Below are 14,315 nucleotides of genomic sequence, written 5' to 3' on the forward strand. Positions count from 1 at the left end.
ATCCGATACCCGCAGTTTGGCAATCATGGCTGTCAGCACGTTCGACGTTTTCAAGATCGGCATTGGCCCGAGTTCTTCGCACACCGTGGGACCGATGAAGGCTGCCGAACGTTTCGTGCACCGCTGGCTGCTCGATCCGGGCCATCTGCAGGACGTGGTGCGCATCCGCGCCGATGTCTACGGCTCGCTGGCCCTGACCGGCCGTGGCCATGGCACCGACAAGGCCGTGCTGCTCGGGCTGGAGGGCCAGCGCCCGAACCTGATCGATCCGGACATCATCCCCGAGACGCTCGAGCGCATCCGCAGCAGCAAGCGCATCCGCCTGATGGGGCAGCATGAGATCGCCTTCGACGAGAAGCGCGACCTGGGCCTGAACAAACGCCAGAAGCTGCCGTACCACACCAACGGCATGCGCTTCACCGCGTACGGCGCGGATGAGCAGGTGATCGCCACGCGCGATTACTACTCCGTCGGCGGCGGCTTCGTGGTCAACCAGGACGACGCGGCCGATGACCGCATCGTGCCCGATGAAACCCCGCTCCCCTACCCGTTCAAGAGCGGCGATGAGCTGCTCGCGCAGACCGCACGCAGTGGCCTGAGCATCGCCCAGATGATGTTCGAGAACGAGAAGTGCTGGCGCACCGAAGAGGAGATCCGCGATAGCCTGCGCGAGATCTGGAGTGCCATGCAGGCCTGCGTGGAGCGCGGCATCCGCCAGGAAGGCACCCTGCCCGGCGGCCTGCATGTCTCCCGCCGCGCACCGGCGTTGTACCGCGAACTGTCCTCCAAACCGGAAGCGGCGATGCGCGACCCGTTGACCACGCTGGACTGGGTCAACCTGTACGCGCTGGCGGTGAACGAAGAAAACGCCGCCGGTGGCCGCGTGGTCACCGCCCCGACCAACGGCGCTGCCGGCGTACTGCCGGCCGTGCTGCATTATTTCGATCGCTTCTGCCCCGGTGCCAACGAACAGCGCGTGTTCGATTTCCTGCTGACCTCGGCGGCGATCGGCATTCTGTACAAGGAAAACGCCTCGATCTCCGGTGCCGAAGTCGGCTGCCAGGGCGAAGTGGGCGTGGCCTGCTCGATGGCGGCCGGCGGGCTGGTCGCTGCACTCGGCGGCAACCCGAGCCAGATCGAGAACGCCGCTGAAATCGGCATGGAACACAACCTCGGCCTGACCTGTGACCCGATCGGCGGGCTGGTGCAGATCCCCTGCATCGAGCGCAATGCAATGGGCGCGGTCAAGGCGATCAACGCCTCGCGCATGGCGATGCGTGGCGATGGCAAGCACAAGGTCTCGCTGGACAAGGTCATCAAGACCATGCGCGATACCGGCCGCGACATGCAGGACAAGTACAAGGAAACCAGCCGCGGCGGGCTGGCGGTCAACGTCATCGAGTGCTGATCGACCGTCCACGGGGGTAGCGCCGGCCGTTGGTCGGCTGCCCCCGGTCGCATCATCGGCACGCCTCCACGGCCGCTCCGGTACAGTCAGGGCTCCCCCGTTCCGGAGACCGCCATGCGCATCCTGGCTGCCGCCCTGCTCGCCTGCCTGCCGTTGACCACCCTCGCCGCCGACACCTACGGCCCGCGACTGGAAGGCTTCGACTACCCGTACCCCGTGAAGATCTTCCGGTTCGAGTCCCAGCGCCAGCCGCTGGAGATGGCCTACATCGACGTCCCCGCCGGTGGCAAAGGCTTTGCCGGTACGGTGGTGCTGCTGCACGGCAAGAATTTCTGCGCAGCCACCTGGAAGGACACCATCGCGGCACTGAGCGCGGCCAGCTACCGGGTGATCGCGCCGGACCAGATCGGTTTCTGCAAATCGAGCAAGCCCGAGCGCTATCAGTACTCGTTCGGTCAGTTGGCTGCCAATACCGAAGCGCTGCTGGAGCATCTGGGCTATGGCGAGGGCAAGCTGCACATCGTCGGCCATTCGATGGGCGGCATGCTGGCGGCACGTTTCGCACTGATGTATCCGCAGCGCACGATCAGCCTGTCGCTGGTCAACCCGATCGGACTGGAAGACTGGAAGGCCAAAGGCGTGCCATGGCGCAGCGTCGATGCCTGGTATGCAGGTGAGCTGAAAACCACCTTCGAGAGCATCAAGAAGTACCAGCTCGATGTGTACTACAACGGCCAGTGGAAGCCCGAGTACGAGCAGTGGGTGCGCATGCAGTCGCGCATGTACGACGGCCCTGGCAAACAGGCGGTGGCGTGGAGCCAGGCATTGACCTCGGACATGGTGTTCAACCAGCCGGTCGTCCATGAGCTGCCCAAGCTGACGGTGCCGACCACGTTGTTCATCGGCCAGACCGACCGCACTGCGATCGGCCGTGATCTGGCACCGCCGGCGCTGAAAGCGACGCTGGGCAACTACCCCGCCTTGGGCAAGGCAGCCGCCGCGGCGATCCCGCGCGCCACCCTGGTGAGTTTCGAAGACCTGGGCCACTCGCCGCAGGTGCAGGACCCCGCCCGGTTCAACGCGGCATTGCTGAAGGCGCTCTCACAACACGACTGACCTGCCCACCCGGTAGTGCCACTCCATGCGTGGCAGCGGCCGTCCTCAGCGTTGTCCGCCGACGCAGCCAGCCCACGCCTGGCGCTACCGTGTGTCTTGATGGGATCGCGCGGCAATCAGCGCCGCACGATCGCCAGCACGTCGTCCAGCAACGCGGCGGCAGTGACCTCCGCCCCGGCACCCGGCCCCTGGATCAGCAGCGGCTGGGCGTGATACCGGTCGCTGTGGATCGCGACCCGGTTGTCGGTCTGTGCCCCACCGGCCAGCGGATGGTCGCGCGGCAGGACGCGCAGGCCCACCGAAGCACCGTCGTGATCGAAGCCACCGACGAAGCGCAGGCAATCGCCTTGTTCGTTGGCCTGCTGCCAATACTGCTGCAGCGGTGCATCCAGCAGCGGCAACTGGACCAAGGCCTCCGCCGGCGTCAGCGCGGCCAGCGCCTCCGGCACCAGCGAGGCGACCTGCACCTGCTCGGCACGCAACGCGATGCCGCTGGCGCGCGCCAGGATCAGCAGTTTGCGACGGACATCTTCGCCGGAAAGATCCACCCGCGGGTCCGGTTCGGTGTAGCCGGCCTCGGCCGCCTCACGCACCCACGCGGAAAACGGACGCTGGCCATCGTAGTGATGGAACAGCCACGCCAGCGAACCGGACAGCACGCCCTCCACGCGATGGATGCGGTCGCCACCGGCAACCAGCGCGCGCAGACTGCTCAGCAGCGGCAGGCCTGCGCCCACGGTGGCACTGTCGCCATAGCGCGCGTCACCCTGCTGGCCGCTGTCGGCGATGGCCTGGGCACGGGCCAACTGTGCGCCTTGGCCGAGCTTGTTGGCGGTCACCACGTGCACGCCCCGCGCCAGCCACTGTTCGTGCCAATTGGCGACCGCGTCACTGGCGGTTGCATCGACCACCACATCACCGCGCCGCAGGCCTTCGGCTTCCGCCCACGGCTGCAATGCGACCGCACCGCGCGCGGCCAGGTTGGCCTGCACGAGCTCATCGGCGGGGGTCTGTTCGCAGGCGCGCGCCGTGCGCGAGTTGGCCAGCCACGAGAACGAGGGCAGCGTGACGCCGCGATCCTGCAGCGCGGCGTACCGCTGCACGAACGCGGTGCCGACCGTGCCGGTGCCGAGCAGGGCCAGCTTGCGGTGGTCCGCCAGCGGCAGGTTCAGCACGGCGCTCATGCATCCACCTGTTTACGGCGCTGCACGTCCCGGTGCTGGTCGATCACGACCTGCGCGCGCTCCAGCCCGGCCTGCAGATCGGCCACCAGGTCTTCCGGTGACTCGATACCGACCGACAGGCGCAGCAGGCCCTCGCTGATCCCGGCATGCGCACGCGCTTCCGGGGTCATGGCCGCGTGGGTCATGGTCGCCGGATGCGCGACCAGGCTCTCCACGCCGCCCAGCGATTCGGCCAGGGTGAAGCAGCGCAGGCCATCCACGAAGGCGCGCACCGCCGCATGCGGATCCTCGCCCGGGCACGAGGCCAGCTCGAAGGAGAGCATCGCGCCGAAGCCGCTCTGCTGGCGCGCGGCGATCGCATGGCCGGGGTGATCGGCCAGGCCCGGGTAGTACACGCTGGCGACCGCATCGCTGGCGGCCAGCAGCTCGACCACGGCCGCCGTGTTTTCCTGGTGCGCACGCAGACGCGCACCGAGCGTGCGCAGGCCGCGCAACGTCAGGAACGCATCGAACGGCGAACCGGTCAGGCCCAGCGCGTTGGCCCACCACACCAGCTGCTCGTGCACCGCCGGATCCCGCGCGATCACCGCCCCGCCGACCACATCGCTGTGGCCGTTGATGTACTTGGTGGTGGAGTGCAGCACCACATCGGCACCGAAGCTGATCGGCTGCTGCAGCGCCGGCGACAGGAAGGTGTTGTCGACGACGACCTTGGCACCGGCCTTGTGCGCAGCATCGATGACGAAGCGCAGGTCGGTGATGCGCAGCAGCGGGTTGGACGGGGTTTCGATCAGTACCAGCGTCGGCGACTGCGCCAGCGCATCGGCCAACGAGCGCGGGTCGGTCAGGTCGGCGGTGATCAGGCCGAAGTGGCCCTTCTTCGCCAATGCGTTGAACAGGCGCCAGCTGCCGCCGTACGCATCGTGCGGCACAACCAGCGTATCGCCGGGCTGCAGCAGCGCATTGAGCACCAGATTGATTGCGCCCATGCCGGTGGAGGTGATCACGCCACCGGCGCCACCTTCCAGTTCGGCCAGCGCTTCACCGAGCAGATCGCGGGTGGGGTTGCCGCTGCGCGTGTAGTCGTACTGGCGCTTGTTGCCGAAGCCATCGAAGCTGAAGTTGGAGGACAGCACGATCGGCGGGGTCACCGCGCCATGGGCGGTGTCACGGTCGATGCCGGCACGCACGGCGGCGGTGACGCGGCTACAGGACGGCTCGGTACCAGCGGAACGGCTCATGCGGTTTCTCCGGGGGATCGAAAAGCGGTGGCGAGGATCGCGTCGATGCGATCGGTTTCTTTCAGGAAGGCGTCATGGCCATACGGCGAGCGCAGCACGCGCAGGCTGCCGCGCGGGCCCAGCCCCTCGACCAGGCCGACGCAGTCGGCCAGCGGGACCAGGCGATCGCCTTCCACAGCGACCACGACGGTCGGCACCTGGATGGCGGCCGGGTCGATGCGGTGCAGGTCGATCGATTCGGACAGGCGCAGATAAGCATCGACCGGGGTGCGGGCGACGTACTGCGCACCGGCCGCGTCCAGATAGTCCTCGGCGGCAACGCGCACGCGGCCATTGACCACTTCCGGCGCGGCATCGAAGCGCTCGCCGAATTCTTCCGGCGTGCGGTAGCTGAGCATGGCGAACTGGCGTGCCAGCGACAGCCCGTGGCTCTCGGCGCACTGCAGTTGACCCAGCGCGACCGCACGGCGCTGCAGCGCGCGCCAGGCTGCGGCATACGGGTGCGGGCGATGCGCACCGCTCACCGCGATCAGCTTCTGCACGCGCTGGCGGTGACGGATCGCGAACTGCTGGCCGACCAGCGCGCCGTAGGAGTAGCCCACGAAGCACTGAAGGCGGGCGATGCCGAGATGGTCGAGCAGCAACGCCAGCGCATCGGCCTGATCGGCGGTATCGATCGGCAGATCGAGCGCGCCGTCGGCGCCGATGAAATCGAACGCCAGGATGCGCAGCGAGGCCGGATCCAGCGCGCGACCCGCCGCCACCAGGCCCTCGGCCCAGCCCTTTTCCGGGAACTCGGCATTGGCCGCCACATGGCGGTGCGCGGAGATACCGCCGGCCAGCACCACCACCGGCGCATCGGCACGGCCGACGCATTCGTAGCGCAGGCGTACCGGCCGCGGCCCGCCGTGACGCATCGACAGCACCGCCGCGATATCGCCGCGTACGGCGTTCAGCCCGGCGTCGACGGGGACGCTGAGCGGGGCAAAGGAGTCGGTGGCGACAGGGGCGGCGGTGGCGAAGCTCATGGCGGTATCCAAAGTAGGAAAACGGCCATCGAGCTTTCGCGGAGCTCGCGTTCGAAGCGCACGCACGGTGCACGGTTCGAACCATCTTTCGGAAGACACCAACGGTCTCCGCAGGATTTGGCACCTACGCAGGTCGCTTTCGCGTCTGCGGGCTGCCCCGGCTTCAAAGGGCCTGTCCCTCTGCCGGTCTCGATGGTGGAGCCACGATGCCAGCGCTTCCGGCCCATGTCAATCCCTTCATCGGCATGAAGCGATATATATTCCAGATGATCATCAGTCGCGCATACTCCGGGATCCTCCCTGCCCGGCCGACGCCTTGCGCTGCCTACGTTTCACTGCCCTGACGCTGATGATGATCCCGGTGCTGAGCGCCTCGGCCGGCCCGGGTGCGAACTGGCGGGAGGGCTGGCAGGTCGATCGACCTGCCGCGGCCACCCCAGCGCAGCGGGCCGCTGGCGTGGACGCGCCCGCCCTGGCCGTGGTGGCCCTGGAAGGGGCTGGCGACCGCTGGCAGGCCCGGGTCGACAACCGCGTGGCCGGGCCGGTCCAGGTCGAACTGCGCCCCGCCGCCGGCGCCCCCGCGCTACCGGGGCTCCCCCTTCAGACGGTGGTCGCCGCAGGCGCCAGCATCGTGGTGACCCGCCTGCAGCCGCCGGCCGGCAGTACCACGATCCGCCTGGATCTGACGGCCGTTCCGGGCGACCCGGGCGCGCGCCCGCAGGACGTGACCTACCAGCTGCCGTTCGATGCCGCGCGCATCCAGGTCAGCCAGGCCCCGCGGGGGCAGTTCAGTCACAGCGATACAGAGAACCGCGAGGCCATCGACTTCGCCCTGCCCGAGGGCACGCCGGTACTCGCCGCGCGCGCAGGAACCGTCATGCAGATCCAGGCCGGGTATGAGGGCCATGGGCAGGACCGGGACCACGATCTGGGCCGGGCCAACCTGGTGCGGGTGCTGCATGAGGACGGCAGCATGGCCGTGTATGCCCACCTGCAGCACCACGGCGTGCTGGTCCGCCCGGGCGAGCAGGTCCAGGCGGGGCAGCGCATCGGCCTATCGGGCAACACCGGCTACAGCGCCGCGCCCCATCTGCACTTCGCGGTCCAGGTCAATGCCGGGATGCGGCTGCGCTCGATCCCGGCACGGATCGTCAGCCCACAAGGCGAGCTGCACTTCGCCCGCACCACGGGCGAGACCGGCGCCTCCGCCCTGCCCTGACCCCGGCCACGCCCGCCCCCGCTATACTGGGCGGCTTATCTCCATGAAAAGCGCCCCGGGCGGGCGCGTCACGCCATGTCCGAAGTCGCTACCGAAGCTGCGCGCCGCCGCACCTTCGCCATCATTTCCCATCCTGACGCCGGCAAGACCACGCTGACCGAAAAGCTGCTGCTGTTCGGCGGTGCGATCCAGATGGCCGGTTCGGTCAAGGGCCGCAAGGCCGCGCGCCATGCGACCTCCGACTGGATGGCGCTGGAAAAGGAGCGCGGGATCTCGGTCACCTCCTCGGTGATGCAGTTCCCCTACGAAGGCAAGATCGTCAACCTGCTCGACACCCCCGGCCATGCCGACTTCGGCGAGGACACCTACCGCGTGCTTACCGCGGTGGACTCGGCGCTGATGGTGATCGACGTGGCCAAGGGCGTGGAAGAGCGCACCATCAAGCTGATGGAAGTCTGCCGGCTGCGCGACACGCCGATCATGACCTTCATCAACAAGCTCGACCGCGAGGGCAAGGAGCCCATCGATCTGCTGGATGAAGTGGAAAGCGTGCTCGGCATCCAGTGCGCGCCCGTCACCTGGCCGATCGGCATGGGCCAGCGCCTGAAGGGCGTGGTCCACCTGATCAGCGGTGAGGTGCACCTGTACGAACAGGGCCGCAACTTCACCCGCCAGGATTCGACCATCTTCCCCTCGATCGATTCGCCGGGGCTGGCCGAGAAGATCGGCGAGCGCATGCTGGCCGACCTGCGCGACGAACTGGAACTGGTGCAGGGCGCCAGCCATCCGTTCGACGTGGAGGCCTACCTGGCCGGCAAGCAGACGCCGGTGTTCTTCGGCTCGGGTGTGAACAACTTCGGCGTGCAGCCGCTGCTGGACTTCTTCGTCGAGCACGCGCCCTCGCCGCAGCCGCGCGCCACCACCGGCCGCGTCATCGCGCCGCAGGAAAACAAGCTGACCGGCTTCGTGTTCAAGATCCAGGCGAACATGGACCCGCAGCACCGCGACCGCGTGGCGTTCATGCGCGTGTGCTCGGGCCGTTTCGTGGCCGGCATGAAAACCTTCCATGTGCGCACCGGCAAGGAAATGAAGCTGGCCAATGCACTGACCTTCATGGCCAGCGACCGCGAGATCGCCGCCGAAGCGTGGCCGGGCGATGTGATCGGCATCCACAACCACGGCACGATCTCCATCGGTGACACCTTCACCGAAGGCGAAGCGGTCAGCTTCACCGGCATCCCGAACTTCGCCCCGGAACTGTTCCGTCGCGCACGCCTGCGCGATCCGCTCAAGCTCAAGCAATTGCAGAAGGGATTGGCGCAGCTCTCCGAAGAGGGCGCGACGCAGTTCTTCCGCCCCCTGATGAGCAACGACCTGATCCTGGGCGCGGTGGGTGTGCTGCAGTTCGATGTGGCGGCGTATCGCCTGAAGGACGAGTACGGCGTGGAAGCGACCTTCGAGCCGGTCAGCGTGACCACGGCGCGCTGGGTCACCTGCAGCAATGAGAAGAAGCTGGAAGAGTTCCGCGAGAAGAACGCGGGCAACCTGAGCATCGATGCGGCCGGCCAGCTGGTGTACCTGGCACCGACGCGGGTCAACCTGCAGCTGGCGCAGGAGCGCGCGCCGGAGGTTCGCTTCGCGGCCACGCGCGAAGCCGCGCACAGCATCTCGGTCAGCTGATCGCTCGGCCGATCTACCGGCTGAACAGGCGCGCGTGCATGCGCGCGCCATCGCGGCGATGATAGGGGGGAGCGGGCTCCCCCTCCCCGCACATCCGATCATCGCCATGACCTCTGTCGTTTCCGTTCGAGAAGAAATCGCCAGCGCCCTGACCCACGGGCTTGGCGCCGTCGCTGCACTGGCTGGCAGTGCGGTACTGATCACCTTGGCCGCCATCTATGGCGACGGCTGGCAGCTGGCCAGCGCGATCGTGTTCGGGGTGGCATTGCTGCTGTTGTATACGGCGTCCACGCTCTATCACGCGATCCAGCACCCGGTCGCCAAGGGCCGGTTGAAGGTGTTCGATCACTGTGCGATCTATCTGTTGATCGCCGGTACGTACACGCCGTTCACGCTGATCGGTCTGCGCGGGGGGCCGTGGGGCTGGGGCATGTTCACCGCGATCTGGGCGTTGGCGCTGTTCGGGGTGGTGTTCAAGCTGTTCTATACCGGCCGGTTCAAGCTGCTGTCGACGATCATCTATATCGCGATGGGCTGGATGGTGATGGTGGCGATCAAGCCGATGTGGCATTCGCTGGATGCGTGGACGCTGGGGTGGCTGTTGGCGGGCGGTGTGTTCTATACGTTGGGGACGGTGTTCTATCACCGGGAGTCGGTGCCGTATTCGCATGCGATCTGGCATCTGTTCGTGATCGGCGGGAGTGTGTGCCACTTCGTTGCGGTGACTGCGCAGATTCTCTGACTGCCCTGTTCCTGCCAGGTAAGAGCAACGGCAACGGCACCCGCAGTAGCAAGAACAACTGCAAGAGCGACTCGGGCGTCAGGAATGCGCCAGGCGGGGTCGGCACGGGTGGGTTGGCGGGACACGCCGTGAATCCATCCATGGAGGCTCATGTCGCGCCATCCATGGCGCTCATGGTCCCGCCAACCCACCCGCACCGCCCTGCTCACGGCTGGCTGGTGGCCTGGGAAGGTCAAGATCCTGGCTGGATCGGATGCCGAGACTTGCCTCACACGGGGACCGCGCCGCGCCTCCCGAAGGCGTCTACAACGGCGACCCCGATGGTCGACACGCGTCACCCTGACACTACCCTTACCAATGCTTCGCGTTGCCTGCACGATGCAAGGGCAACCATGGGGATGTGAATACTGTGCCCTCCCCTGTTCCGTCCGAGGCTCCTTCCCGTTCCCGCTGGCGCTGGCGTCGTCCTGGCAAGCGGGGGCAGCGGTGGTTGGCGATCCTGGTGTTTCTGTTCGCTGCGCTGCTGATCCTGATCGCGTTGTGGGATTGGAATTGGTTCAAGGGGCCGGTGGAACGGGCGGTGCAGGCCAAGACGGGGCGGGAGTTCCATATCAACGGGGATCTGGATGTCGATCTGGGCCGGGTGACGACGGTGCGGGGCGATGGGCTGACCTTTGCGAATGCGACGTGGGCCAAGCAGCCGCAGATGGCGACGGCGGATCGGGTGGAGATCGATGTGCGGGTGTGGCCGCTGCTGCGTGGGCAGGTACGGATTCCGGAGATCCGGTTGACGCGGCCGGATCTGTTGCTGGAAACGGCCCCGGAGAAGAATCAGCCGGGCAATTGGGATTTCCTGGGGCCGAGCGACGGTGATCCGCCGGTGCTGCAGCGGTTGTTGGTCGATGATGGGCGGCTGCAGTTCCGGGATGCGGCGGGCCGGACCGATGTGCTGGTGTCGCTCGACAGTGGCAAGCCACGCGACAAGGACAGTGGTCCGCCGCTGCTGGTGAAGGGCAAAGGGCGCTGGCAGGGTAATCCGTTCTCGCTGGCGGGCAATACCGAGTCGCCGCTGGAGCTGACCAATACCGGGCATCCGTTCCGCATCCATCTGGATGGGCGCGCCGGCAATACGCACGCGATCGCCAGTGGGACGTTGACCAATCCGTTCCAGTTGCGCGTGTTCGATCTGGAGTTGATGCTGAGCGGGCAGGACATGGAGGATCTGTTCCCGCTGATCGGCGTGGCGATTCCCTCCACCCCGCCCTACCGGCTCAACGGTCGGTTGAAGCGCGACAATGCGATCTGGCGCTATGAGAATTTCACCGGTACCGCCGGTGACAGCGATCTGGGCGGGACCGCGCAGATCGATGTGAGCGGTGACCGGCCGTTCCTGACGGCCGATCTGGTCTCCAAACGGTTGGACTTCGACGATCTGGCCGGCTTCATCGGGGCACCGCCGAAGACCGGCGCGGGGGAGTCTGCCAACGCCGAGCAGAAGGCGAAGGCGGCCGCGCTGGCAGCCAGTGCCAAGGTGCTGCCGGATACGCCGTACAACCTGTCCAAGCTGCGCGCGATGGATGCCGATGTGCGCTGGAAAGCGCAGCGGATCAATTCACCGGCACTGCCGCTGGATGACATGGATGCGCACCTCAAACTCAATGACGGGCTGCTGCGCCTGGAACCGCTGAACTTCGGTGTGGCCGGCGGTGATATCCGCAGCACGATCCGGATGGATGCCCGCAAGCAGGCTATTTCCACGCAGTTGCAGGCCACCATCCGCAACGTGCAGCTGGGCAAGCTGTTCCCCGATGCGACACTGGCCGAGCAGGCCTCCGGCGGCATCAGTGGTGAGGTCAAGCTGACCGGCCAGGGCAATTCCATCGCCGCCATGCTGGGCAGTTCCGATGGCACGGTGGCGGTCGGGATCGGCCGCGGCCATGTCGGCAATCTGATCATGGAGCTGGCCGGGCTGGACGTGGCCGAATCACTGAAATTCCTGTTCACCGGTGACAAGCAGATCCCATTGCGCTGCGCATGGGGCGACTTCGGGGTGGACAACGGCGTGATGCAGTCCCGTTCGCTGGCCTTCGACACCACCGATACGCTCATTCTCGGCGAGGGCAAGGTGGACCTGAAGCAGGAGCAGCTGGATCTGCTGCTGCGGCCGCGGCCGAAGGACATGAGCATCCTGGCGCTGCGCTCGCCGCTGCGCATCGGTGGCACGTTCAAGGATCCCTCGTTCCGGCCGGACTTCAAGGCATTGGGCATCCGCGGGGCGATCGCCCTGGCGCTGGGCAGCATTGCCCCGCCCGCTGCGCTGCTGGCGACGATCGAAACCGGGCCGGGCGAGGACAGCAACTGCGGTGGCCGCTACGCCAAGTGATTCCGGCCCGTTCTGGCCGGATGTCGACGCATGGCCGGCATGCCGGACAGCATGGATCGACGCTCAACCGGCGACGATGTACTGCTGCAGCTGATCGAGTTTCTGTGCCTGTTCGTCGATCACCGACTTGACCAGGTCGCCGATCGAGATGACGCCGAGGACACCGTTGCCATCGACCACCGGAAGGTGACGGATGCGGTAATCGGTGACCAGTTGCAGGCAATGTTCGACCTGCTCGCCTGGCGCGACGGTCACCACCTTGGGGGTCATGATCTCGCGGACTTCGGTCGTGCGTGACGAGCGTTCGTGCAGCACGATCTTGCGTGCGTAATCGCGTTCGGAAAGAATGCCGACCAGTTGCCGGCCTTCCATCACCAGGACCGCGCCGATGCCCTTTTCAGCCATCAACCGGATAGCGTCGATCACCGCCGACGTCGGGGCTACTGCGAATACCTCAGGGGACTTGCCTTCCAACAGCTGTCGTACCGTGGTCATCTCGCTGCTCTCCACCGATGGGATGCAGGGCCGAGTCTGCCACGAACGGGGCCTGCCAGGTGTCAATCAGGTACAGCGGGCGCTGTTTGGATTCTTCGTACAGCCGGCCCAGGTACTCACCGATCAGGCCCAGCGCGATCAGCTGTATCCCGCCAAGGAACAGGATCACCGCCATCATCGTCGGCCACCCAGCGACACGGTCGCCGTACAGCGCGGCCTTGAGCACCACGACCAGCGCGAACAGGAACGCGAAACTCGCCGCCACCAGGCCCAGATAGGTGGTCACCCGCAGCGGCGCGGTCGAGAACCCGGTGATCCCTTCCAACGCGAAGTTCCACAGCCGCCAGAAACCGAACTTGCTCTCCCCGACCAGCCGCGCATGGCGATGGTAAGGCAGGGCCTTGCGCCGGAAGCCCACCCAGCCGAACAGCCCCTTCATGAACCGGTGGCGCTCACGCAGCTGACCCAGCGCCTGCAGCGCGCGCGGCGACAACAGGCGGAAGTCGCCGGTATCGGCCGGAATCGGTGTCTTGGACAGCCGCCCGATCACCCGGTAGAACGCCTTGGCTGTTGACCGCTTGAGCCAGCTTTCGCCGTCGCGCACCAGGCGCGTGCCGTACACGTTGTCATAGCCCTGCTGCCACAGCGCAACAAACTCGGGAATCAGTTCCGGCGGATCCTGACCATCGGCATCGAGAATCATCACCGCACCGTCGTCGACGAAATCCAGCCCGGCGGTGAGCGCCGCTTCCTTGCCGAAATTCCGCGAGAGCCGCAGCACGCCGACGCAGCCGTCCGCAGCGGCCAATCCCTGCATGACGTCCCAGGTCGTATCGGTACTGCCGTCGTCCACATACAACACCCGGCCGTCGATGCCCACCAATCCATCGAGCACCGCACGCAGCCGTGGGTGCAGCATCGGCAAGGCAAGCGCTTCATTGTGGGCGGCGACGACGACGGTCAGGCGTGGGCTGTTCATGCGGCGATTGTAGCGTTCGCCAATCACGTACATGAACGCTCAGTCTTCGCTGAGGTAACCACTCCCGCCCAGCTGCCGCGCCTGCCGCTGGATCCATGTTGCGCGGCGCTGGACATAGGGCCCCGGCTGGGCCGCGTTGTAACGCCGCGGTGCTGGCAGCACCGCCGCCAGCCGCGCGCTTTCGGCCGGGCTCAGCCGCGACGCGTCCTTGTTCCAGTACTGCCGGGACGCGGCCTGCGCGCCATAGATGCCGTCGCCGAACTCGGCGATGTTGGCGTACATCTCCAGGATCCGCGACTTCGGCCACAGCGCTTCGATCAACACCGTGTACCAGACCTCCAGGCCCTTGCGGATCCAGCTGCGGCCCTGCCACAGGAACAGGTTCTTGGCGACCTGCTGGCTGATCGTACTGGCCCCGCGCAGGCGGCCGCCGCGTGCGTTGTGGTCGCGCGCCTTCTCGATGGCCTGCAGGTCAAAGCCGTTGTGCTCCGGGAAGCGCTGGTCCTCGGCGGCCACCAGCGAGATCGGCAGGCTCGGCGCCATCTGGTCCAGGTCGCGCCACTGGTAGTGCAGCCGGTAGCTCCAATCGCCCTCCCCCAACGCTTCGCCGTAGCGCCACAGCATCACGCTGGATACGGGGGGGGCGATGAAACGCAGGGCCAGCACCTGCAGCACGCTGAAGCCGACAAACAGTACCGGCAGCCACAGCAGCCGCTTCCAGTGCCGGCGGCGGGGACGTGACGGTTCCAGGTCCGGCTCGACCTTGAGGTTGCTGCGCTCTGCCCCCATTACTGGTGCATCCTTTACTTGCACGGTTGTCGGCGCATTATCCGGCAACCG

The 14,315-nt window shown here is 66.8% G+C and carries 12 protein-coding genes and 1 riboswitch; of the genes, 6 read left to right on the forward strand and 6 right to left on the reverse strand.

All coding sequences use genetic code 11. From position 1 onward, the window contains the following. Positions 1-25 precede the first annotated feature (25 nt). Together BCL79_RS06610 and BCL79_RS06615 are read left to right on the forward strand one after the other, a co-directional pair. Complete coding sequence (locus tag BCL79_RS06610) at positions 26-1,408, forward strand: L-serine ammonia-lyase (protein ID WP_121038948.1); 1,383 nt, start codon at positions 26-28, stop codon at positions 1,406-1,408. Positions 1,409-1,522: 114 nt separating this feature from the next. After that, positions 1,523-2,524: an alpha/beta fold hydrolase gene (locus tag BCL79_RS06615; RefSeq protein WP_121038951.1), complete on the forward strand. Its 1,002-nt coding sequence runs from the start codon at positions 1,523-1,525 to the stop codon at positions 2,522-2,524. 116 nt (positions 2,525-2,640) lie between these two features. Here BCL79_RS06615 and BCL79_RS06620 read toward each other — a convergent pair whose 3' ends face one another. From BCL79_RS06620 to metX, 3 genes are read right to left on the reverse strand one after another with little or no spacing between them, the layout of a single operon-like run. Beyond that, complete coding sequence (locus tag BCL79_RS06620; RefSeq protein ID WP_121038954.1) at positions 2,641-3,708, reverse strand: homoserine dehydrogenase; 1,068 nt, start codon at positions 3,706-3,708, stop codon at positions 2,641-2,643. Beyond that, complete coding sequence (locus BCL79_RS06625; protein ID WP_121038957.1) at positions 3,705-4,949, reverse strand: O-succinylhomoserine (thiol)-lyase; 1,245 nt, start codon at positions 4,947-4,949, stop codon at positions 3,705-3,707. Before BCL79_RS06625 ends, BCL79_RS06620 begins: the two co-directional genes overlap by 4 nt. Beyond that, positions 4,946-5,977 (reverse strand): homoserine O-succinyltransferase MetX, encoded by a 1,032-nt coding sequence (metX, locus tag BCL79_RS06630; RefSeq protein ID WP_121038960.1) that lies wholly within the window; start codon positions 5,975-5,977, stop codon positions 4,946-4,948. The genes BCL79_RS06625 and metX overlap by 4 nt, the downstream gene beginning before the upstream one ends. A 78-nt stretch (positions 5,978-6,055) precedes the next feature. Next, positions 6,056-6,176: riboswitch (SAM riboswitch) on the reverse strand. 150 nt (positions 6,177-6,326) lie between these two features. On the opposite strand from metX, the gene BCL79_RS06635 reads away from it, so the two are divergent. From BCL79_RS06635 to BCL79_RS06650, 4 genes are all read left to right on the forward strand, one after another. Next, entirely contained in the window at positions 6,327-7,196 is an 870-nt protein-coding gene (locus tag BCL79_RS06635; RefSeq protein WP_121038963.1) for a M23 family metallopeptidase, read from the forward strand. A gap of 75 nt (positions 7,197-7,271) precedes the next feature. Continuing rightward, positions 7,272-8,876, forward strand: coding sequence for a peptide chain release factor 3 (locus BCL79_RS06640; protein ID WP_121038966.1), 1,605 nt, complete (start codon positions 7,272-7,274; stop codon positions 8,874-8,876). Positions 8,877-8,982: 106 nt separating this feature from the next. Beyond that, entirely contained in the window at positions 8,983-9,618 is a 636-nt protein-coding gene (gene trhA / locus BCL79_RS06645) for a PAQR family membrane homeostasis protein TrhA (protein ID WP_088432947.1), read from the forward strand. A gap of 400 nt (positions 9,619-10,018) precedes the next feature. Continuing rightward, a complete protein-coding gene (locus BCL79_RS06650; protein ID WP_183073688.1) occupies positions 10,019-12,001 on the forward strand; it encodes an AsmA family protein in 1,983 nt (660 codons plus the stop codon). Positions 12,002-12,064: 63 nt separating this feature from the next. Here BCL79_RS06650 and BCL79_RS06655 read toward each other — a convergent pair whose 3' ends face one another. Genes BCL79_RS06655 through mtgA form a run of 3 tightly spaced genes read right to left on the reverse strand, consistent with a single transcriptional unit; the run spans position 12,065 to position 14,264 of the window. After that, entirely contained in the window at positions 12,065-12,496 is a 432-nt protein-coding gene (locus BCL79_RS06655) for a CBS domain-containing protein (RefSeq protein ID WP_121038972.1), read from the reverse strand. After that, positions 12,456-13,475: a glycosyltransferase family 2 protein gene (locus BCL79_RS06660; protein ID WP_121041190.1), complete on the reverse strand. Its 1,020-nt coding sequence runs from the start codon at positions 13,473-13,475 to the stop codon at positions 12,456-12,458. The genes BCL79_RS06655 and BCL79_RS06660 overlap by 41 nt, the downstream gene beginning before the upstream one ends. A 39-nt stretch (positions 13,476-13,514) precedes the next feature. Beyond that, positions 13,515-14,264, reverse strand: coding sequence for a monofunctional biosynthetic peptidoglycan transglycosylase (mtgA, locus tag BCL79_RS06665; RefSeq protein WP_121038974.1), 750 nt, complete (start codon positions 14,262-14,264; stop codon positions 13,515-13,517). Positions 14,265-14,315 lie beyond the last annotated feature (51 nt).

The sequence above is a fragment of the Stenotrophomonas rhizophila genome, from assembly GCF_003651185.1.
GTDB lineage: Bacteria > Pseudomonadota > Gammaproteobacteria > Xanthomonadales > Xanthomonadaceae > Stenotrophomonas > Stenotrophomonas maltophilia_Z.